Source organism: Serratia sp. JKS000199 (assembly GCF_900215455.1).
Lineage (GTDB): Bacteria > Pseudomonadota > Gammaproteobacteria > Enterobacterales > Enterobacteriaceae > Serratia > Serratia ureilytica.
Genome location: NZ_LT907843.1, coordinates 1,733,779 through 1,754,543 on the forward strand (window position 1 = coordinate 1,733,779; position 20,765 = coordinate 1,754,543).

The 20,765-nt window shown below is 58.3% G+C and carries 19 protein-coding genes and 1 riboswitch; of the genes, 7 read left to right on the top strand and 12 right to left on the bottom strand.

The window, feature by feature from the left end; all coding sequences use genetic code 11:
• Positions 1–2 precede the first annotated feature (2 nt).
• The 3 genes from pqqB to CPH57_RS08440 all read right to left on the bottom strand — a co-directional run bounded on the left by pqqB (position 3) and on the right by CPH57_RS08440 (position 2,217).
• Entirely contained in the window at positions 3–914 is a 912-nt protein-coding gene (gene pqqB, locus CPH57_RS08430; RefSeq protein WP_096242242.1) for a pyrroloquinoline quinone biosynthesis protein PqqB, read from the bottom strand.
• A gap of 58 nt (positions 915–972) precedes the next feature.
• On the bottom strand, positions 973–1,050 hold the full coding sequence (gene pqqA / locus CPH57_RS08435; RefSeq protein WP_004937827.1) for a pyrroloquinoline quinone precursor peptide PqqA: 78 nt from the start codon (positions 1,048–1,050) through the stop codon (positions 973–975).
• Between the two features lie 117 nt (positions 1,051–1,167).
• Positions 1,168–2,217 (bottom strand): dipeptidase, encoded by a 1,050-nt coding sequence (locus CPH57_RS08440; RefSeq protein WP_033643062.1) that lies wholly within the window; start codon positions 2,215–2,217, stop codon positions 1,168–1,170.
• Between the two features lie 246 nt (positions 2,218–2,463).
• Between CPH57_RS08440 and CPH57_RS24310 the strand changes: the two genes are divergently transcribed.
• Positions 2,464–2,937: an SLATT domain-containing protein gene (locus tag CPH57_RS24310; RefSeq protein ID WP_122003826.1), complete on the top strand. Its 474-nt coding sequence runs from the start codon at positions 2,464–2,466 to the stop codon at positions 2,935–2,937.
• An 8-nt stretch (positions 2,938–2,945) separates the two neighbouring features.
• Positions 2,946–4,031, top strand: a complete 1,086-nt coding sequence (locus CPH57_RS08445; RefSeq protein WP_096242243.1) for a DUF4917 family protein — start codon at positions 2,946–2,948, stop codon at positions 4,029–4,031.
• Positions 4,032–4,216: 185 nt separating this feature from the next.
• Here CPH57_RS08445 and CPH57_RS08450 read toward each other — a convergent pair whose 3' ends face one another.
• Positions 4,217–4,882 carry an O-methyltransferase gene (locus CPH57_RS08450; RefSeq protein ID WP_096242244.1) on the bottom strand — a complete coding sequence of 222 codons (666 nt, stop codon included), beginning with the start codon at positions 4,880–4,882 and terminating at the stop codon, positions 4,217–4,219.
• A gap of 93 nt (positions 4,883–4,975) precedes the next feature.
• On the opposite strand from CPH57_RS08450, the gene CPH57_RS08455 reads away from it, so the two are divergent.
• Entirely contained in the window at positions 4,976–5,617 is a 642-nt protein-coding gene (locus CPH57_RS08455; protein ID WP_069100359.1) for a TetR family transcriptional regulator, read from the top strand.
• Positions 5,618–5,657: 40 nt separating this feature from the next.
• Here CPH57_RS08455 and CPH57_RS08460 read toward each other — a convergent pair whose 3' ends face one another.
• The 4 genes from CPH57_RS08460 to CPH57_RS08475 all read right to left on the bottom strand — a co-directional run bounded on the left by CPH57_RS08460 (position 5,658) and on the right by CPH57_RS08475 (position 11,303).
• The gene (locus CPH57_RS08460) at positions 5,658–6,563 is read right to left on the bottom strand and encodes a LysR family transcriptional regulator (RefSeq protein ID WP_047026114.1); all 906 of its coding nucleotides are present in this window, start codon (positions 6,561–6,563) and stop codon (positions 5,658–5,660) included.
• Positions 6,564–6,706: 143 nt separating this feature from the next.
• The gene (locus CPH57_RS08465; RefSeq protein ID WP_046688476.1) at positions 6,707–8,176 is read right to left on the bottom strand and encodes an aspartate aminotransferase family protein; all 1,470 of its coding nucleotides are present in this window, start codon (positions 8,174–8,176) and stop codon (positions 6,707–6,709) included.
• Between the two features lie 18 nt (positions 8,177–8,194).
• Positions 8,195–9,577, bottom strand: a complete 1,383-nt coding sequence (locus tag CPH57_RS08470; protein ID WP_096242245.1) for a diaminobutyrate--2-oxoglutarate transaminase — start codon at positions 9,575–9,577, stop codon at positions 8,195–8,197.
• A gap of 505 nt (positions 9,578–10,082) precedes the next feature.
• Positions 10,083–11,303 carry an NADH:flavin oxidoreductase/NADH oxidase family protein gene (locus CPH57_RS08475; protein ID WP_096242246.1) on the bottom strand — a complete coding sequence of 407 codons (1,221 nt, stop codon included), beginning with the start codon at positions 11,301–11,303 and terminating at the stop codon, positions 10,083–10,085.
• 70 nt (positions 11,304–11,373) lie between these two features.
• Here CPH57_RS08475 and CPH57_RS08480 point away from each other — a divergent pair, with 70 nt between their 5' ends.
• The gene (locus tag CPH57_RS08480; RefSeq protein WP_025302831.1) at positions 11,374–11,781 is read left to right on the top strand and encodes a MerR family transcriptional regulator; all 408 of its coding nucleotides are present in this window, start codon (positions 11,374–11,376) and stop codon (positions 11,779–11,781) included.
• Here CPH57_RS08480 and eno read toward each other — a convergent pair.
• From eno to CPH57_RS08495, 3 genes are read right to left on the bottom strand one after another with little or no spacing between them, the layout of a single operon-like run.
• Positions 11,778–13,061 (bottom strand): phosphopyruvate hydratase, encoded by a 1,284-nt coding sequence (eno, locus tag CPH57_RS08485; protein WP_033643073.1) that lies wholly within the window; start codon positions 13,059–13,061, stop codon positions 11,778–11,780. The two genes, CPH57_RS08480 and eno, sit on opposite strands and share 4 nt — an antisense overlap.
• Before the next feature lie 16 nt (positions 13,062–13,077).
• Positions 13,078–13,506 carry a universal stress protein gene (locus CPH57_RS08490; protein WP_096242247.1) on the bottom strand — a complete coding sequence of 143 codons (429 nt, stop codon included), beginning with the start codon at positions 13,504–13,506 and terminating at the stop codon, positions 13,078–13,080.
• Between the two features lie 3 nt (positions 13,507–13,509).
• Entirely contained in the window at positions 13,510–14,475 is a 966-nt protein-coding gene (locus CPH57_RS08495; RefSeq protein WP_096242248.1) for a DHHA2 domain-containing protein, read from the bottom strand.
• A gap of 40 nt (positions 14,476–14,515) precedes the next feature.
• Positions 14,516–14,591: riboswitch (Fluoride riboswitch) on the bottom strand.
• A gap of 180 nt (positions 14,592–14,771) precedes the next feature.
• Between CPH57_RS08495 and CPH57_RS08500 the strand changes: the two genes are divergently transcribed.
• Positions 14,772–16,652, top strand: coding sequence for a diguanylate cyclase domain-containing protein (locus CPH57_RS08500; RefSeq protein WP_096242249.1), 1,881 nt, complete (start codon positions 14,772–14,774; stop codon positions 16,650–16,652).
• A 4-nt stretch (positions 16,653–16,656) separates the two neighbouring features.
• Positions 16,657–18,435: a sensor domain-containing phosphodiesterase gene (locus CPH57_RS08505; RefSeq protein ID WP_096242250.1), complete on the top strand. Its 1,779-nt coding sequence runs from the start codon at positions 16,657–16,659 to the stop codon at positions 18,433–18,435.
• Between the two features lie 90 nt (positions 18,436–18,525).
• On the opposite strand, the gene CPH57_RS08510 is transcribed toward CPH57_RS08505, so the two are convergent.
• A complete protein-coding gene (locus CPH57_RS08510; protein WP_096242251.1) occupies positions 18,526–19,395 on the bottom strand; it encodes a LysR substrate-binding domain-containing protein in 870 nt (289 codons plus the stop codon).
• 205 nt (positions 19,396–19,600) lie between these two features.
• On the opposite strand from CPH57_RS08510, the gene CPH57_RS08515 reads away from it, so the two are divergent.
• Complete coding sequence (locus CPH57_RS08515; RefSeq protein WP_231922826.1) at positions 19,601–20,749, top strand: nitrate/nitrite transporter; 1,149 nt, start codon at positions 19,601–19,603, stop codon at positions 20,747–20,749.
• Positions 20,750–20,765 lie beyond the last annotated feature (16 nt).

Consider the following 20,765-nt stretch of genomic DNA (forward strand, 5'->3'; position numbering starts at 1 on the left):
CCCTACAGTTCGATATTCATGCCGTCCCAGCTCACTTCGATGCCGGCGGCGCTCAGGCTCTGCCGTTCCGCGGAGTCTTCATTGAGGATCGGGTTGGTATTGTTAATGTGGATCAAGATCTTGCGTTTGGCGGGCAAGGTACTGAGCAGGGCAGCCAGCCCGTGCTCTTCCGCCAGCGCCAGATGCCCCATGTCTTTGCCGGTATTGCGCCCCACGCCGGCGTTGGCCAGCTCGTTGTCGCGCCAGAGCGTGCCGTCGATCAGCAGGCAATCCGCCCGGCGCAGCCAGGGCATCAAAGCCTCGTCCGGCTCACCCAGGCCCGGCGCGTACAGCAGACCGACCCCGCGCGGGGTATCTTCGATAAACAGCGCCACGTTGTGGCCCGGCAGCGGGCGATCGCGGTACGGCGAATAGGGCGGCGCGTTGCTGAGCAGCGGAATGGCGGTGAAGCGCACGTTTGGGCAGACCGCCGTGTGGAACGGTTCGCCGGGCGTCACAGGGTGATGGATTAACCCGCCGTTCCAGTGAGAGAGCATGGGAAACACAGGGAAACCGGTGCTGAGATCGTCGTGCACTTCGGGGGTGCACCAGACCTGATGCGGGCAGCCCTCACGCAAATTGAGCAAGCCCGCGCTGTGATCGATCTGGCTGTCGGTCAGCACGATCGCGCCGATGCCGGTGCCGCGCAGCACGTCGGGATTGTTCAATTCGGGCGAGGCCAGCAGCTGATGGCAAATGTCCGGGGAAACGTTGCACAGCACCCAGTTTTTACCGTCGTCGCTGACGGCGATGGAAGACTGCGTGCGGCGCGTGGCGTTGATGCTGTGGCTGCGAACGCCCCGGCAGTTGTCGCAGTTGCAATTCCACTGGGGAAAGCCGCCGCCCGCTGCCGAGCCGAGAACTTTTATCTGCATGTCTGAACCAGAAAAAGAAGGAAAGAAATGCCCGCGCGAAAGGCGGGCAGACAGGCGATTAACGGTTGGAAATGTACAGCGTCACTTCCAGCCCCAGACGCAGGTCAACAAACTCAGGTTTGGTCCAGGTAGTCATAGCGGTGCTCCTTTGCATGCATCGTGATAGTTCGAAGCCAATGAGAAAAATTCGCATTCGGCTGGCTCAATGTTGACGAAATGTGACGGAGATCGCAACCGTTAAAGCGTAACCGGGTTATTCACCCCAGGTGGCGGAGAGCACGTTCAGCCAGTTGCGCCAGGTCAGCTTCTCCAGCAGCCGGTCGTCAAACCCCGCCTGCTTGAGCGCTTGCGTCAGGCGCGGCAGGCCTGCGGCGTCCTCCAACGGTTGCGGTACGTTAACCCCGTCAAAATCAGAGCCAAATCCCACGCGATCTTCACCAAGTTTAGCGATCAAATACTCAACGTGTTTAACAATTTCTGTTAAGCCGGTCGTTGCACTGTCACGTTTTCCGTCAGCCCGCAGGAAGGCGGTGCCGAAATTGACGCCGACCATACCGTCGCTCTGGGCGATAGCGTCCAGCTGCGCGTCGGTCAGGTTGCGCGGCTGCGGGCAGAGGGCGTGGGCATTGGAATGGGTGGCGACCAGCGGTGCGGTGCTCAACGCGGCGGTTTGCCAGAAGGTTTTCTCGTTCATGTGCGAGACGTCAATCATGATGCGGCGCTGGTTGCAGGCGCGGATCAGCGCTTCACCGGCCGGCGTCAGGCCGGGGCCGGTATCGGGTGATCCGGGGAACGGCCCGCTGACGCCGGTGCCGAAGGCGTTCGGCAGATTCCAGAAGGGCCCGATGCTGCGCACGCCCAGCCGGTAGAAGGCCGCCAGCTGCGTCAGCTCCGCATCGATCATGCCGGCGCCTTCAATATGCAGCACCGCGGCGATTTGTCGGTTGAGACGACACTGTTCTATCTCGGTGGCGGTGCGACAGATGCGCAGTTGCCCCTGAGAAGCCTGCTCCAGCTGCTGCAGGATGGCGATTTGCCGTTCGGCGATCGCCAGCGGATCGAAGGTGGCCTGCGCCTCGTCCTGCGTTTGGTGGCGCATCTGGGCGATATAGCTGACCGGGGGAATAAATACCGCGAACAGCCCGCCGAAAAATCCGCCGCGCCGCATGCGGGCGAAATCGAGGTGGCCCGGCGTGACGCGGGAATAGAAGGCGGTGGCCGGATCGTCGTCATGCTGCAGCCACAGGTTGAGCAGCAGGTCGTTATGGCCGTCGAACACCGGCCAAAGGGGGGGAAGCGTCATGGGCGTTTCACTGTGTCAGGCATCATGCACGTATATTCCCTGATTGGATGATGGTTAACAAGCATTCGCGATTTACTGGATACCAATCAGGCCTAAAATTGACTGGTAAAAACTTTTCTTTAAGTGAGCTCCATGGCAATATTTAAAACGTCGTTGTCAAATTTTTAAACTTTCCCATCGAAGGGATTTAATTTTACTGCTTATAGTTAAAATTGCATATTTCAATTTTTTGACTAGGGAGGGGCTTTGAATAGACTGGAGCTGAACGATTACAAGAATCGTATAGAACTCATGAGTGATTGGCATGAACGTTTATATAATGCGCAACGAGGACATTATGTATGTTCGGAAAAATTGTACAATAAAGCAGATCTAACAGGGTATGCCCTAATCCTGAGTTCCACGATTGTTACTGGATGCCTTTTCTTCGATGCGCAGGGATGGTGGAAATTCATGCTAGTCACTATGAGTATTCTTTCTGCAGCATTGTCCGGACTTGTTTCATTTGGACGCTTTTCAGAAAAAGCTGAATTACATCGTGCGGCGGCAGGAAACTATGGAAAGCTAAGGCGACAATTGGAAAATCTGCACGCAAAAAAAGATAAGCTCGATGATGATGCGCTAGACATAAAGCTTAAAGTTTTGAGAATTGAATGGGAATACATTTCTCAAAACTCTCCCTTAACACCTAAATCTGCATTGAAAAATCGTGGTATCTAAGGATGGAAATGGAAAAGATCAACAAATGGGAAGATATAGAGCAACATTTTTTATCGGGCAGTCTGATTTTAGGTAATGGCGCAAGCATTGCCGTATCAGACTCATTTAATTACGATTCGTTATATCTAGAAGCACAACACCGTGATTATCTCAATGCCTTTTCAGTCAGTGTATTCAAAAGTTTCAAAGCAAATGATTTTGAATTTGTCTTGCGAAACCTATTGCAAGCTAAGCAAGTTAATCAGGTTTTGAATATTGACTGCACATTAATAGATTCAGCATATATAAACATTAGAGATGCATTGATAAGAACACTCCGTGATATTCACATCTCTTACAGCGAGGCGCTTCCGCATCTACCAAGTATTTATAATTTCATGAGGTTATTTAAAACTGTAGCATCACTTAATTATGACCTTATCGTATATTGGGCGGCAATGCTTGGCAATCATGAACTAGGACGATGGTTCAAGGATTGCTTTACTCCTTATTATCTGGATGAGGATTGGGAGAAATACCTCGAGCCAATTGGTGAGGCGTCGGGGGCTACACTGTTTTTTTATCCTCATGGTAATCTAGTCCTTCATAGAGAGGACTTTTTGACCAGAAAAATAATAACCAGGCCTGATCTTTACACCCATGATCTTTTGAACGAAATTTTATCCTGCTGGGAAAAAAATGCCTTTATTCCAGTATTCGTCTGTGAGGGGCGACAAGATGATAAAGTTAGGTCAATATCAAATAGCAGTTATTTAGATAGGGTGTTTTATGAGGTTCTACCCAATCTGGAATCTAAATTGGTTATATATGGTTGGAGTATTGGACAGCAAGATCAGCATATCATTGAGCAAATAAAAAAAGCTGAATTATCTAGGGTGGCGGTTTCTGTTTTTCGCGAAGATAAAGAGTATATGGAAAGAGTTAAAAGAATATTTTCTCGCATTGGTGTTCAAGATGTTATTTTTTTTGATGCCGAAAGCCCTGGAGCCTGGAATAATCCCTCTAGAAAGTCACCTGATTGTGGTGAATTTGACTTCAAAATCGATCTAAAAGAGGGCGAGAAACTAACCAGCTTAAGAAGGTTTTATGACTAAAATCCATCATTAAATAGAAGCTATCAAGAATAGTTTAAAATAGATTTAATTTATCCGCCAGGAGCTCCTGACGGATAAATTGGGTGTTATAAATCTGATGAATTTTATTTCATAACTTATCAGTTGGAGGAGTCAATACTTCCGTTCTCTAACTTACTGGTAATTCCAAACTGTATTGGAATTTTTTATAAAAGGCGTATCGACAGCTCGACGTCATCCGCGAACGGCGTGGAGAGATAACCCGACGCCGGAGAACGCACGCGCGCCAGATAATCTGGGCTGTCATCGGCGTTATCGGCGACGATCAGCGCGCCGGGGCGCAGACGATTTTCCAGCAGCGCGAGGATATCGGGGTAAAGTCCCTTGGCGCCGTCGAGCAACAGCAGATCGACCGTGGCCGGCAGATCGTCGCGCAGCGTTTCCAGGGCGTCGCCGACGCGGATCTCCACCAGATCGACGACGCCGCCTTCAGTCAGGTTGTTGCGCGCCTGCACCGCTTTGCTCGGTTCAAACTCGCAGGTAATCAATCGGCCGCCGCCATTATCGCGCAGTGCGGCGGCCAGGTGCAGAGTAGAAATGCCGAACGACGTGCCGAATTCGACGATGTTTTGCGCCCGGCAACCGCGCGCCAACATATACAGCAATGCGCCGGTTGCCGGCGACACGGCCAGCGGGAAATCCTTCAGGCGGTGGTAGAGTTCGCGATACTCGGTTTTGCTCTGCATCAGCCGGCTTTGCTCTGCGTCCGGCACGTCGCGGAACAGGGCGGCAAGCGCCGGCGAGCGGCGGGATGCCTGTTGAAACAGGCGGCTTAGCAGCGGCGCTAAGGGGGCAGTGGTCAGGGTACTCATGGCTAATTTCCTGTCGTAAATGGAGCGCGTTAGCGCATGCCGCTATAATATGACGAACTATTCGTATTCCTCTATTCGCATTGGCCGTCCGCTATGACTGAACGCCGCAGTAAGCAAATTTCCTCGAGAAAACAACCACAACAGGCGCGATCTGCCGAACTGGTTTCCGCCATTCTGACCGCTGCTATTCAGGTTTTGGCGCAGGAGGGGGCGGCACGTTTCACTACCGCCAGAGTGGCTGAACGTGCCGGCGTCAGCGTCGGGTCGCTTTATCAGTATTTCCCCAACAAGGCGGCAATCCTGTTTCGTTTGCAGAGCGACGAATGGCGACAGACCACCGATATGCTGAGCCGTATTTTGGCCGACCGCGAGAAAACGCCGTACGAGCGCCTGCGGTTGCTGGCGCAGGCATTTATCCGTTCGGAATGTGAAGAAGCGCAGATGCGCGTAGCGTTGAATGATGCGGCGCCGCTTTACCGAGATGCGCCGGAGGCACAGGCGGTGAAGGCGACCGGCAAGGGTATCGTGCAGGTTTTCATGTGCGAAGCGTTGCCTGATGTGCCGCCGTTCACTCGTCGGTTGGCGGGCGATCTGATCGTCGGCACGTTGGGGGCGGCGGGCAAGCAATTCTCCGAAACGCCGCGCAGCGATGCGGAAATTGTGGCTTATGCCGACGCGATGGCGGACATGTTTTGCGCCTATCTGGCCGATTTAAACGGGCGAGCGGCGCCGTAAGGGAATGTTTGGTGACATTGTCACTTGATGAGCGCAGTGCCTACGCCCGTTGACGGCAGACGGCCAACACCAACTGCCGCAGCCAGCGGTGCTCCGCTTCAGCGTCCAGGCGCGGGTGCCACATTTGCGAGACGGTAATGGGCGGCGTTTTCACCGGCAGCTCGAACATGCGCAGCGGGCCGTCGTCCGGATGAGCATGCAGAAAGGAGGCGGGTAACAGCGCCAGCAGGTCTGAGGCTTGCGCCACCGCCAGCGCGGCCGGAAAGCTCGGCACCACGGCGGCAATCTGGCGCGTCAGCCCCAGCTCCGCCAACGCGGCGTCTACCGGCCCGAGAATGCGCCCGCTGCGCGAGGCCACCACGTGGCCGCAGGCGGCGTACTCGGCGGCGCCTATCTTGGGCCGCTGCGCCAGCGGGTGCGCGCTTCTCATCACGCCGACGAAGCGGTCGCGAAACAGCGCCTGCAGGCGGATTTCCGGCCCCATTTCGCCCAGCACGCCAATCTCCAGATCGACCAGGCCTTCACGCAGGGGGCGGTCGCTTTTCTCCGGCTTGGGCGCAAAGCGCAACCGCGCCCGTGGCGCCTGTTGCGCAGCGGCGGCGATCAGCGCCGGGCCGAAGGCCTCGACGAAGCCGTCGTTGGCGCGCAGCGTAAAGGTCCGGTCGAGCGTGGCGGGATCCAGCGCGTTCGGCGTCGGACGCAGCAGCGCCCGAGCTTCGAATGCCGCGTTTCGCGCCCGTTCGCGCAGCGTTTCGGCATAAGGCGTCAGCACCATATGACGCCCGGCGCGCACCAACAGCGGATCGCCGGTGGCCGTGCGCAGTCGGCTGAGGGTGCGGCTCATCGCCGAGGCGCTTAAACCGAGACGTCGCGCCGCGCCGGCAACGCTGCCCGTCGACAGCAGCGCGTCGAGCGCGGTCAGGAGGTTGAAATCAGGGTCGGTCATGCGTTTATCCTGTGGCGCCGGAAATAAGAGAAGGCGTTTACTGCAGTATATCAGCGTAAGCGCTGTGTCACTTGCTCTCTGATGGGCAATAAAAAAGCCGATAACCTGGGGGTTATCGGCTTTTAATGCGCAGTGGCGGAGGGTTACGCCGGCAGCTGCTGCGCGGTTTTCTCGACCAGCGCCAGCAGCAGCTTGATGTCTTCCAGCGTCACGATCGGGTTCAGCAGCGTCATCTTCAGGCAGGTCACGCCATCGAACTCGGTCACGCCGACGTTGGCGCGGCCCGACTCCAGCAAGGCATCACCGATGCGCTGGTTGAACAGCGCGACGGCCGCGTCGCCTTTCGCCGCCAGCTGCGCCGGACGGTAGCGGAACAGCACGCTTGCCAGCTGCGGCTGCATCACCAGTTCCAGCGATTCCTGGTCGGCGATGTAACGCGCCACCTGTTGCGCCAGCGAGACGCCATGATCGATGATCTCGGCATACTGCTTCTGCCCCAGCGCTTCCAGCCCCATCCACAGCTTCAACGCATCGAAGCGGCGGGTGGTCTGCAGCGATTTGGAGACCAGATTCGGCACGCCTTGCGCTTCGTCGAATTCGGAGTTCAGGTAGGCAGCCTGATAGCGCATCAGCTCGTAGTGGCGCTCGTCTTTCAGCAGGAAGGCGCCGCAGCTGATGGTCTGGAAGAACTGCTTATGGAAGTCCAGAGTGATGGAGTCCACCAGCTCCAGGCCGTCCAGGTAGTCGCGGTACTGCTCGGAGAGCAGCAGCGCGCCGCCCCAGGCCGCATCCACGTGCACCCAAATTTTCTGCTCCGCCGCCAGCCGCGCGATATCGCGCAGCGGGTCGATCGCGCCGGCATCGGTGGTGCCGGCGGTGGCGACGATCGCCATCACCTGCTCGCCGTTAGTCTTGGCCTGCGCCAGTTTTTCCGCCAGATCGTTCACGTCCATGCGGGCGAAGCGATCGGTTTTCACCAGCGTGACGGACTGGTAGCCGAGGCCCATCAGCGCCATGTTCTTCTGCACCGAGAAGTGGGCGTTTTCAGAACAGAACACTTTCAGCTTGCGCAGATCGCCCACCAGACCGTCCTGCTGCACGGAGTGGCCCTGATGCGCGAAGAATGCATCGCGCGCCAGCATCAGCCCCATCAGGTTGCTCTGGGTGCCGCCGCTGGTGAACACCCCGGCGTCGCCGGGCTGGTAACCGACCTGGGCGCGCAGCCACTCGATCAGCTTCATTTCGATCAGCGTGGCCGACGGGCTCTGATCCCAGGAGTCCATGCTCTGGTTGGTGGCGTTGATCAGCACTTCAGCGGCCTGGCTAATCACCAGGCTCGGGCAGTGCAGGTGCGCCACGCACTGCGGGTGGTGCACCGACAGGCTGTCTTTCAAAAAGTACTCGATGGCGCGCTCGATCGCCGCCTGGTTGCCCAGGCCTTGCGGGGTAAAGTCGAGCTGGATGCGCTCGCGCAGTTCGGCAACGCTTTTGCCCTGATACATCTCGGGCTGTTGCAGCCACTGCACGACGGCTTCACTGCTCTGTGCGATCGCCTGGCGGTAAGCCTCGGCGCTGTGCGCCGAGGAAGCCAGAATCGGGTTTAACTTGGACATCGCGGTCATTCGCTCCAATCAGACTGGCTTGACGCCGGCGGCCAACAGCGCCTGCTCAAATTTATCCAGGAAAATACCCAGCTCATCATTGGTGATCAGCAGGGAAGGCAACAGGCGCAGCACACAGCCGTTGCGCCCGCCGCGCTCCAGGATCAAGCCGGATTCGAAGCATTTTTTCTGCAGCAGCGCGGACAGCTCGCCATCGGCCGGGTAGCAGCCCATGTGATCCTGCGCTTCGTTCGGCTTGACGATCTCGATGCCGATCATCAGGCCCAGACCGCGGACGTGACCGATCACCGGATAACGTTTCTGCAGCTCGGCCAGCTTGCCTTTGAGCCATTCGCCTTGAGCGGCCACTTTGTCGGCGACCTTATGCTCCTTCAGGTACTGCAGGGTGGTCAGGCCGGTGGCCATCGCCAGCTGGTTGCCGCGGAAGGTGCCGGTGTGGTGGCCCGGTTCCCAGGCATCGAACTCTTTTTTGATGCCCAGCACCGCGAGCGGCAAGCCGCCGCCGACCGCTTTCGACATCACGATGATGTCCGGCTCGATGCCGGCGTGTTCGAAGGCGAACAGCTTGCCCGTACGGGCGAAACCGGCCTGAACTTCGTCGATGATCAGCAGAATGCCGTGTTCCTGCGTCACTTTGCGAATGCGCTGCAGCCACTCGGCCGGGGCCGGGTTAACCCCGCCTTCGCCCTGAACGGCTTCCAGGATCACCGCCGCCGGTTTACGCACGCCGCTTTCCACGTCGTTAATCAGATTATCGAAGTAGTAGGTCAGCGCCTTGACGCCGGCTTCGCCGCCGATGCCCAGCGGGCAGCGGTATTCATGCGGATAAGGCATGAATTGCACTTCCGGCATCATGCCGTTGATGGCCGCTTTCGGCGACAGGTTGCCGGTGACCGACAGCGCGCCGTGGGTCATGCCGTGGTAGCCGCCGGAGAAGCTGATCACGCCGGAACGGCCGGTGTGTTTTTTCGCCAGCTTCAGCGCGGCTTCCACCGCATCGGCGCCGGACGGGCCGCAGAACTGCAGGCAGTACCTTTTGCCTTCGCCCGGCAACAGAGAGAGCAGGTAGTCGGAGAAACGATCTTTCAACGGGGTCGTGAGATCGAGAGTATGTAACGGCAAGCCGCTGGTAATGACATTTTGGATGCTTTGCAGGACGTCGGGGTGATTATGTCCAAGAGCCAACGTTCCCGCCCCGGCCAGGCAATCAAGATATTGATTATTCTCAACATCAGTGATCCAAACGCCCTGGGCTTTCGCAATTGCCAACGGCAATTTGCGCGGATAACTCCTAACATTCGACTCAAATTCGGCTTGACGCGCCAAATAGGTTTCATTGTTTCCGTTTAATGAGTTTGCAACTAAAGTATCAATACGGACTTTATCCGTCATCATATCTCTCCTACAACCGAAGGTCTCAAGACGCAACGATTGAATTAATGAATTAGAAAAGTAACTGCCTTGTGAAAAGCGCGACCAATATATGGCTTTTTCGCCTGGGACTCAATAGCCGATTTTGTTTTGAATTGTTTAGTTTTTTCTTAGGCTCATCAATATGTTGTTGATTTGTTGACCGTTGGTTTTGCCGGCAAAAAACAACATTTCTTTAACATTGCGTAAAAATCCTTTTCTGCTTTCCTTTGGCTGCTTCTTTAATGCATTTATTATTAAGGTGAATTTCCGATTAATAACATAAATAGAAAATAGCGGCTTATTTTCATCTATTCACCACCTTAAGTCCTATAGCGGTTATATACACAAAATTTGTGATGAATATAAGCAGTCGAGCGTTAAAAGCGCAGTATCCAGAGTGGTGATTTCTTGCAGATTTTACGTAGCGCGATCAAAACAGCGGGATTTTTGTGCGGCGCCGGCGTGTCTGCCGGCGCCGCGGTCATTAACGTTGCCGTAACCAGGCATGATAGCGCCGCAGAGTGCGGCGGGTGCGCCACCGATCGATGAGCAGCGACCACAGCGGGGAGTAGCGCACGTTGCGCGTCCGATCGCGGCTCAGAGCGTGCATGCGGCGCTTGATCAGCGCCATGCGGGCGAGCAGCGTCAGCGTTTTGTCGCGCCATTTTACCGGTTCGGGCAGCGCATGAGGGGCTTCACCGGTTTGCCAGCGGCGCGGCAGATCGGGAATTTCCGCCATGGCGGTGGCGATGCCGACCACCGCGACGCCGCTGTTCAGCACCCGTTGCGCCACCGACGGGCGGGCGATGCCGCCGGTGGTCATCACCGGCATGCGCGCTACTGCGGCGAGATCGCGGGCGAAGGTCAGAAAATAGGCTTCGCGCGCCAGGGTGCTGTCGTCTGCGGCTTCCCCCTGCATCGCCGGGCTTTCATAACTCCCGCCCGACAACTCCACCAGATCGACCGGCAGTTCGTTGAGCATCAACAATACCTGTCGGGCCTCGTCCGGCGAAAAGCCGCCGCGCTGAAAATCGGCTGAATTGAGCTTCACCGCCACGCAAAAGTCTGGCGAGACACGCTGGCGCACCGCGCGCACCACCTCCAGCAGCAGACGGGCGCGATTCGCCAGTTCGCCCCCCCAACGATCGCTGCGCCGGTTGGCCAACGGCGACAAAAACTGGGAGATCAGGTAGCCGTGCGCCGCGTGGATCTGCACGCCGGTAAACCCGGCCTTTTCGGCGGCGTGCGCGCTGGCGGCGAAGCGGGCGATCACCTCGGCAATCTGCGCTTCGCTCATGGCTTCCGGCTGCGCGAACGCCTTGCTGTACTTGCCCATCGCCATCGGAATGGCGGAGGGCGCCCAGGCGTTGCCGCCCATGTTGGCCATCACCTGACGGCCCGGGTGGCTGAGCTGCATCCATACCTGCGCGCCTTCCTGGCGCGAGGCCGCCGCCCAGGTTTTGAACGCCTCGAGCGGCGTATCCTGTTCCAGCACCACGCCGCCGGGGCCGGTCATGGCGCGTCCGTCGATCATCACGTTGCCGGTGATGATGAGGCCGGCGCCGCCGATACCCCAGTGGCGATACAGACGCCATAGCGCGGGGCCGGGCAGTTGGCCTTCATCGGCCAGATTTTCTTCCAACGCGGCTTTGGCCAAACGGTTGGGTAAGCGACTGCCGTTGGGCAGAATCAGCGGGGTAAACATCGGGTACGTTCCTGTCGCAGGGGGAATGGCGCTATACTAGGTTTAAAGTTAACTTTAAGGTCAATAGGGCATGAAAATCGGAGAGTTGGCGGAGCGCGCCGGCATGGCCGCCTCGGCGATACGTTACTACGAACAGCAGGGTCTGCTGCCCAAAGCGGTGCGCGGCGTTAACGGATATCGGGTGTATAGCGAAAGCGCGCTGGAGCGGCTGCATCTGATCCAAATCGGCCAGAATCTGGGGTTCTCGCTGCAGGCGATCCGCGGGGTATTGGCGCTGCAGGGCAGCGCCTATCAGGATGGTTTGATACAAGGCGTCGACAGCCGGCTGGCGGAAATCGAGCGGATGATGGCGACGCTGAACGAGCAGCGTGAGACGTTGATGGCGACGCGGCGCATTCTGTTGGAATCCGGCGTGGCGGGGTTGTGCCGCGCAAAAAATGAAAAACAGGCCGGTGCGTGGCCGGCCTGCAAAGATTAACGGTGTTTAAAGGCGGCGCGCCCGGCATATACCGCCGCGCTGCCCAATTGGTCTTCGATGCGCATCAGCTGATTGTATTTTTCGATCCGCTCGCCGCGGCACGGCGCGCCGGTTTTCACATGGCCAGCTCGCATCGCAACCGTCATATCGGCGATAAAGCTGTCGACGGTTTCGCCGCTGCGGTGTGAGATAAAGGCGCCCCAGCCATTTGCCTGGCAAAGCTGCACGGCGGCGAAAGTTTCGCTCAGCGTGCCAATCTGGTTCAGCTTGATCAGCGCCGCATTGGCCAATCTTTCATCAATCCCGCGCTGGATGTATTTCACGTTGGTGACGAACAGATCGTCACCGACCAGTTCCACCTGATCGCCCAGGGCGTCGCTGAGAATGCGCCAGCCCGCCCAGTCGTCCTCGGCCAAACCGTCTTCAATCAGCACGATGGGAAAATCTTGCACCAGCCGCTGGTAATAGGCCGTCATCTGTTCGGCATCCAGTTCAGCGTTTTCGCTGCGCAGGCGGTATTTGCCGTTGGCATAGAATTCACTCGAGGCCGGGTCCATGCAAATGGCGATATCGTCTCCCGGTTGATAACCGGCTTTCTCTATCGCCTGCACGATCAGCTCCAGCGGTTGCCGGTTCGAGGCAACCGCCGGCGCAAAACCGCCTTCGTCGCCAACGCCGACCGACAGGCCTTTCTCCAACAGAATTTGGCGCAGCGCCTGATAAACTTCACTGCCCCAGCGCACGGCCTCGCGCAGCGACGGCGCGCCCAGCGGCGCTATCATAAATTCCTGAAAGTCCGCACCTTGCCAGCGGGCATGCACGCCGCCGTTGATGATATTCATGCAGGGCACCGGCAGCAGGTTGGCGCCGAGACCGCCCAGATAACGATACAGCGGCAGCTGCGACAATTGCGCCGCGAGGCGGGCGGCGGCCAGAGAAACACCGAGCAGGGCGTTGGCCCCCAATCGGCTCTTGTTCTCGCTGCCGTCCAGTGCGATCAACCGGCGGTCAATCTCCCCTTGTTGGCGTACATCTACCCCGCGCAGCGCTTCATTGATCGCCGTTTTGACGCTTTGCACCGCCTCCAGTACGCCTCTGCCGCCGTAACGGTGCGGATCGCCGTCGCGGTGTTCCACCGCCTCGCGTGAACCGGTGCTGGCGCCGGAGGGAACCGAAGCCCGTGCCACGACGCCCGCCGCAGTCATTTCAACTTCGACGGTGGGGTTGCCGCGCGAATCCAGAATCTCTCTGGCGGTTACGTTTTCAATTTCATAGCTCATGGATGATCACCTCATTCTAGGGAGTGGGCACGTGCTTTATCAGCACGTCGATCGACAAATGGTTAATGAACTCGAAGCCGAAGGAGGCAAAGACGCCGAACGGACGGTTCTGATGGCCGAGCAGCAACAGATCGACGCCTTCACGGGCAATCAGGGCCTCGATGTCTTCGAAGCGGTGAATACTGACAATTGCGCGCACCTCCAGGGGGATTGTGCAGTCTTCCACCAGCCGGCTGAGCATGGCTTTGGCAGCGATCACCTCGCTGGACTGGCGATCTTTGGTTTGTGCATCGCTGAGGTAGTCCAGCTCGGCATAGCCGGCGCTGATGTGCGCCACGGTAATGCGCGTATTCATCTGCTGATTGAGGCGTTCGGCATGGCGTAACAGCAGCCGGCCGTCGCGTTCATCCTGCACCAGCAGTAAAGCATGTTGATAGAGCGACATGACTTATCTCCCTGCGTTAGCAATCTGTAGGGTTAACCACGGTAAAACCTCTTTTTTCCGGCTCGTCATGCCGGGCAGCGACACCTGCCGAATGGCCAGCACCCGGTTCGACGAGAAATACAGGGTAGAGCGGTGGCGGGTGATATCGGTAACCAGCAGCGCGGCCATCTCCAGCCCGGCCTCCTGCTTAGCCTGCTCGAGCGCCTGTTGCAGCGCGGGCAACAGCGGATCGATATCGCTCATAGCCCGCACTTCTATCTGCGACAGCAGCAGCGAGACGCTATGGATGCGGTAATTCTTGGCGTCACGGTGCAGCAACTGCGGGGCGGATTGCCCCGAAAGATCGGTTTTGGCGGCAAGCAATCCGGCGGTGAAGGCGTCATAGTCAACGTGAGAGATTGCGCATAACCGCGCGACCGCCACCCGATCCTGTTCGGTGGTGGTCGGTGCGCTCAGCGCAACGGTATCGCTCAAAATCGCGCCCAGCAGCAGCGTGGCCTGGGCGGAAGAAAGCGGCATCGGCGCATCTGACGTCAGTATGGACAGGATCACGGTGGCGCAACAGCCAACGGCGCGGATCCAGACATCGGGCGGGTTGCGGGTGACTAACGTGCCCAGCCGGTGATGATCGATAACGCCGACCACATCGCTGTCGGGCAATGAGGCCGGCCCTTGTTCGACGTCGGTAAAATCCACCAGCCAGACTTTGCGGTCACGGAGATCGTCTGTCAGCAGCGCAGGCGCTTGTACGCCGGCGGCGGCCAGTATGTAGCGGGTTTCCGGCGTCAATTCGCCAAGGCGGAAAGCGACGGCCGGTTTGCCGAGGTGATTGAGCCAGTCCGCGACCACCAGCGCGCTGCAGATACTGTCGCTGTCGGGATTTTTATGGCCGAAAACGTACAGCGGCATTTCCCGCACGGCGAGATCAGGCTGGGACGGAAAAGGGGTAATACGTGAGATTTCATTCATAGCGACTCCTGACATACCTGCCTAAAAAATAAAGCGAAGTTGTATATCAGGCGTCATCATCCGGTTCGAGCGAACGCGGCGGTTGGGAAAGGTGGAACACCATCACCTTGTGAACGACTGTAGCGCAGCGCGGTGGCAAACGCAACGCCCGGCAAAGCTGGCGAGAATGCATAATCGGATTGATACTGAGTGAGTCTATGATGGACAAGGATATTTGCCGCTAACCGACGGATAGGCTGAACGGAATCACGCCGGCCGGCTGCACCGGATCCGTGGGTGTCACAATGGGAGTCAACATGCTCGAGCCATGCTTCCCCGAAAACGAAGCCGAACGCCTGTCGGTATTGGATTCGCTGAACGTGCTGGATTCGAACTCAGTAGAAAAGCTGGATCGCATCACGCGGCTAGCTGCGAAATATTTCGGCGTCACCATTGCGCTGGTGTCACTGATCGACCGCGATCGTCAATGGTTTTTATCACGCTATGGCCTGGATGTCCGGGAAACGCCGCGCAACATCTCGTTCTGCGGCCATGCCATTCTGCAACGCGAAGCGCTGGTGGTGCCCGATACCGCGCAGGATCCGCGCTTTTTCGATAACCCACTGGTGGTTGGTGGCCCGCGCATCGGCTTCTACGTCGGGCAACAGCTGCTGTCCCTCGACGGGTTGCCGCTCGGCACGCTATGCATTATCGACAGTCACCCGCAGCCGTTTCCTCAAGATAAACTGGCCGACCTGCGTGACTTCGCCGCGGTGGTGGAAGAGTATCTGCAGAGCATCGAACGCAACGTCTATACCGAAAACCTGAAATCCGATCTGCAGCGCACGGAGGCGTTATTCGAACAGACTTTCTCTCAGGCGGCGGTGGGCATGGCACTGGTTTCGCTGCAGGGGTATTGGCTGCGGGTCAATCCGCGCATCTGTGAAATGCTGCAATACTCCGAGCGCGAGCTGATGGATCGCACCTTTCAGGACATTACCTATCCGCTCGATCTCAACACCGATCTGGAAAAACTGCAGCAGTTGCTGAGAAACGAGATCGACACCTACTCGCTGGAGAAACGCTATTTCCGCGCCGATGGCACGATCGTATGGGTGGAACTGACGGTGGCGCTGAATCGGCTGCCGAACGGCAAGCCGGATCATTTCATCTCGGTCATCGTCGATATCAGCGAGCGCAAGGCGGCGGAGGCCGACCTGTATGCCTTGCAGCATGAGCTGGAAGAACGCGTCGAAATTCGTACGCATGAGCTTAACGTGGTGGTCAAACAGCTTAACGAAGAGATAGAAACCCGGGTGCTCGCCGAATCTCAGCTCAGTGCGGAAAAAGAACGCCTGCGCGCCATTACCGACAATATGCCGGCGTTAATCAGCCAAATCGACGCCAATGAACGCTACCTGTTCGCCAATAGCGCCTATAAGACCTGGTTTGGTCTGGAAGAGGCCAGCCTGCAGGGCATGACGGTGCGCGAGTTCATGGGGGAAAGCGTGTATCAGATGGCCCGGCCGATGATCGCGCGGGCTTTGGCGGGCGAAATGGTCAGCTTCGAAAACGAATTGCAGACCCAGCAGGGGCTGCTGATGATCCATACCACGCTGGTGCCGTGCGAGGCTCAGGGCTTTTACATTCTCTCCATGGATATCACCGAGTTGAAGCGACTGCAGCAACGATTGGAATATGACGCCACGCACGACATGCTGACCGGGTTGACCAACCGACGCGCATTTCTGCGCCGGTTGTCGGGCACGTTGCAAGCCTGCTGTCATCAGCGGCAGATGGCCCTGTTGTTCATCGATCTCGATGGTTTTAAGGGCATGAACGACAGTTACGGCCATGACTTCGGCGATCTGATCCTGAAGACGTTCGCCAAATTGCTCAGCGCTTGCGCCGACGAACGGCACAGCGTCTCGCGCCTGGCCGGCGACGAGTTCACGGTGATCCTGTGGCCGCTGACAGCGCCGCGGCCTGAGGTCAGCGCGTTTTGCGAAAAGGTGTTGGCGGAGCTGGCCGGTATTTCGCAGATCGGTCAGCAGAAGGTCTGCCTGTCCGCCAGTATTGGCGCCGCTATCTCTGCGAGTGGGGACGTGACGCCGGAAATGCTGCTGGCCAGCGCCGACGGCGCGATGTATCAGGCGAAATCCGCCGGCAAAGGCACTTACGCCATCTGTGAGCTATGAGCCAATGTTACGACATCTCAGTAAGAACGAAGACGAGCGCCTGGCGGCCATCGATGCGCTGGCGGGGTTGGGCGCCGGCCATGACGACGCGATCCATCAGGTGCTGACGATAACCCGCAAGCTGTTACAGGCCGAGGGCTGCCTCATTTACCTGCACGGAACGCGCAAGATTTGGATCCGCGAGCACATTGACGTCGGGTTCGAGGAGATCGATTTCGTCAGCCCCTTGTTCAATTTCGTTCGTCTGAGCGGCGAGGCGTTGATTTGTCCGGACACCCATGCGGATGAACGCTTTGCCTCGGATCCCATGGTCAACGGCGCCGCGGCGATCCGCCACTGCGCCGCCATCCCGCTGTGCACCCGCGAAGGCTATACGATCGGCGCGTTCTGCCTCGTGGGTTCGCAGCCAAAGCATCTGACTCGCCGTCAGGTCGAACTGCTGCGCAGCATGGCCACCATCGTCGGCGAGCTGATCGAAGCGCAGAGTGAGATCGGCCTGGTCGATGCCATCACTCGCTTGCCCAATCGACAGCGGCTGATGGGGGAACTCGGCAATTTACCGGACACGGGCAAATACGCGTTATTGCTGTTCGATACGATAGATATCCAATACGCCTACGAGATGGCGCGTTCTTTCGGCCTGTCTACGGTAGAGTTACTGCTGGGGGATATCAGCCATTTCCTGAAAGAGACGTTTCTCAGTGAGCGCATGCTGTACAGCATCGCGCCCGGACGTTTCGCCGTCATTATCGAGGCGCAGCACATGCCGCAGGCGAAGCGCGATCTGTTGCGTTGCGCCGACCGTTTGCATCACGAAGTGAGAGGCGCCGTGCCGCTGCGCCTGGAGCTTAATGCCGGTTATGCGTTGTTTTCCGCGCCGCATGCCGATCCTCCCGAGATTTTGCGCCAGGCGACCAGCGCGCTGCATGATTCGATCGACGAGGGGCGAGCCGTCTCCCTCTATAGCGAGCCGAAGGATGCGGCGCGCAAGCATAATTTCAATATTTTTAATGAGTTGGCGCAGAGTCTGAAGGAAAATAATCGCGGGCTATTTTTGGAATACCAACCGCAGATTGATTTGGCGAGCGGCAGGATCGTCGGCGCGGAAGCATTGCTGCGTTGGCTGCATGAACGTTGGGGGGCGATCCCGGCGGGGGAGTTCATTCCGCTGGTGGAAAATACCTCGCTGATCAAACCGTTGACCGAGTTTGTCATCGCGCAGTCGATTGAACAGTTGTTGTTGATGCGTGAAGCGGGGATCGCGTTTCCCATCTCGATCAACGTGACGGCCGGCAATCTGGCCGAGCGGCACTTTGCGGCGCGGTTGAATGAAGCCATCACCCGGCGCGGGCTGCAGGCGGGGGACATTGAGATAGAGTGCCTGGAGTCGCAACGCATTCAGGAAAGCAGCGCGGCGTTGGCCTGTCTGCATGCGCTCAAGGCCAACGGGCATCGCATCGCGCTGGATGATTTCGGCGCCGGCTACAGCAATTTAAACTATCTGCGCCATATCCCCGCCGACGTCGTCAAACTGGACGCCTTCCTGATAAGACTGCTGAAGAGCGATGCGGAAAGCCGCATCATCGTGCAAAGCATCATCGATATGCTGCATAAACTCAACTATGAAGTCTTGGCGGAAGGGGTGGAAGACCTGGAGTCACTCCACTACCTGACCGAGTATCGGTGCGATGTCGTACAGGGCTTCTATTTTTCACCGGCGGTGACGTTGGAAAAGCTGTGCGCGCTCGTCGACATTCACGGGCAGCAGCGGCGAAATGCCTGAGGCAGCGCCGCTCATGGCGCGCCAACCGGAAATCGCCGGCGATTCTCACCCAGGCGCAGGCCATGACTGTCCGTCAATGTCGTCACCCGGTCAGGCCTGGTAAGTGCGCAGCCAGGCGGCGAATGTTCTCACGACGTCATCGTCCCGGTCGCGCAGCAGCAGAGAATAGACGCCGGTTCGGATAGTCAACGCCGGGAAAGGCGACACCAGCCGGCCGGACGACAGGTGTTTGGCGCAGAACAAATAAGGCACAACGGCCAGCCCCAGGCCGTCTTCGGCCGCCTGAATGGCGGCGAAGGTATGATCGAGCGTAAGCGGCGGCGGCGAAGCGTCCAGCGCCGTCGGATAAGCATTCAGCCAGCTGCGCCACAAATCTTCCCGGGCACGGATGCGGATGGCGGTATGCTCGCCAAGCGTGTCCGGCGCAATGACCGGTCTGGCGTGCAGATAGCTCTGGCTGCAGACCAGCAGGCTGTCTTCCTGCAGGAAAGGGATCGCTTTCAGCCCGGAGAAGTGCGCGGGATCGCGCCGGATCGCCACGTCAAACGGCGTATTGCGATCGACGGCGCCGATGCCGGTGGTGATATCAATCGCGACCCCCGGATGACGCTCATTGAATGCCGCCAGCTTCGGCATCAGCCAGTGCATGGTGAACGTCGGCAGGCTGTGCACCACCAGCCGCTGCTGGCCGGCGCTCGCTTTCAGCGCGCTCTCCGCAGCAAACAGTTCGCCGATGACCCGGGACGCGGTGCGGGAAAAGTTCTCACCGGCCTGCGTCAGCCGCACGGATTTGTGTCCGCGATAAAACAGCGTGATCCCCAGCTGTGCTTCGAGACTGCGAATATGGCGGCTGACCGCGCCGGTGGTGAGAAACAGCTCATCCGCAGCGGCGCTGAAGCTGCCGAGACGGGCGGCGGCTTCGAAAGCGGACAGGTGCGGCAGGGAGTGGATTTTTTTCATAGGTTGAGTCTAGCTCAACCAAATGGGGGAAGAAAGATCGTTTGTCAGCCTTTGATTTTGCTCACTATGATGAGGCATCTCCTTCTGATTGCTGAGTTTATGATGCGGATCTTTTGGCTATCGGTCATGCGTGTTAATGGCGTTATTCTCCCCCTGCGGTTGGCAGGGAGGCGGCGCTGAAATGCGGGCTTTTTATCTGCTTTGCTTGAGCAGGGCGGGTCTGTGTCTGGGCACCATGATGTTCGCCGGCGCGCTGCCGACCATCAGGAGTGAGTGGCAGCTCGAGGCCGCTTCCGCCGGCACGGTGCAGACGGTGTTCAGCCTGACCAACGCCCTGGCGTTGCTGGTGGCCTCCTGGTGGTGTGATTCGTTGGGCGCCCGCCGGGTTTATCTGCTGTTCTCCTGGCTGGGCGCCGCTGCGTTGATGCTGTTCGCCGTATTTGCCCATTCTTATCTCAGTGCGTTGGTGTTGATGGCCTTCGTCGGTTTGACGCAGGGCGGGGCTTATACGCCGGCGCTGCTGTTGGCGATGGGGATGAACGGTCCGGCGCGGCGCGGTTATGCCATCGGCATGGTGCTGGCGGCCAGTTCGTTGGGGTATTTTCTGTCGGTTTTCATCGCCGGTTGGAGCGCCATGCGCTGGGGCGCCGGCGTGGCGTTTTCTCTGTGCGCCGCCGGTGCGTTACTGGGAGCGCTGGCGGGATCGTTGGCCCTGGTCGGTTATCGGGAACCGCAGCCGCGCACGCTTGGGAGGAAGACGAAACGTGAGAGCTATGCTATCACCTATGCGACCCTGCTGTTGCTGATCGGGTATATCGCCCACAGCTGGGAACTGCTCGGCAACTGGGCCTGGGCGCCCAGCCTGGTCAGCGAGGCGTTGAGCGGTTTCTCTCTGGATCCGCTCAGCGCCGGATTGATCGTCGCGGCGGTGATCCACCTGGCCGGCATGATCGCCACGCTGATTGTCGGCACCGTTTCCGACTATTTCAATCGCGCGTCGGTGCTGATGTTTATGGGCGCCGCCGGCGCGTTGGGTTCGCTGCTGATGGGAGGGTCGGCGAACTGGGGGCCGGGCTGGACGCTGCTGCTCGTCAGCATCGGCAGTTTCTTTATTCTCGGCGACTCCGGCGTGCTGTCGGCCGCGATGGCGGACAACGTACCGCCGCAACAGCTCGGCAGCGTGATGGGCTGGCGATCGTTGCTGGGGTTCGGCATCGGTTCGTTCGCCCCTTTCTCCTTTGGCGTGGTGATGGATACCACCCACAGTTGGGGCGCGTCTTATGCCGTATTGGCCTGCGGCGGCGGGGTAGCCTGTCTGGCGGCCTGCTTGCTTTGGCGACAACATTTGAAATGAGGTACGGACATCATTA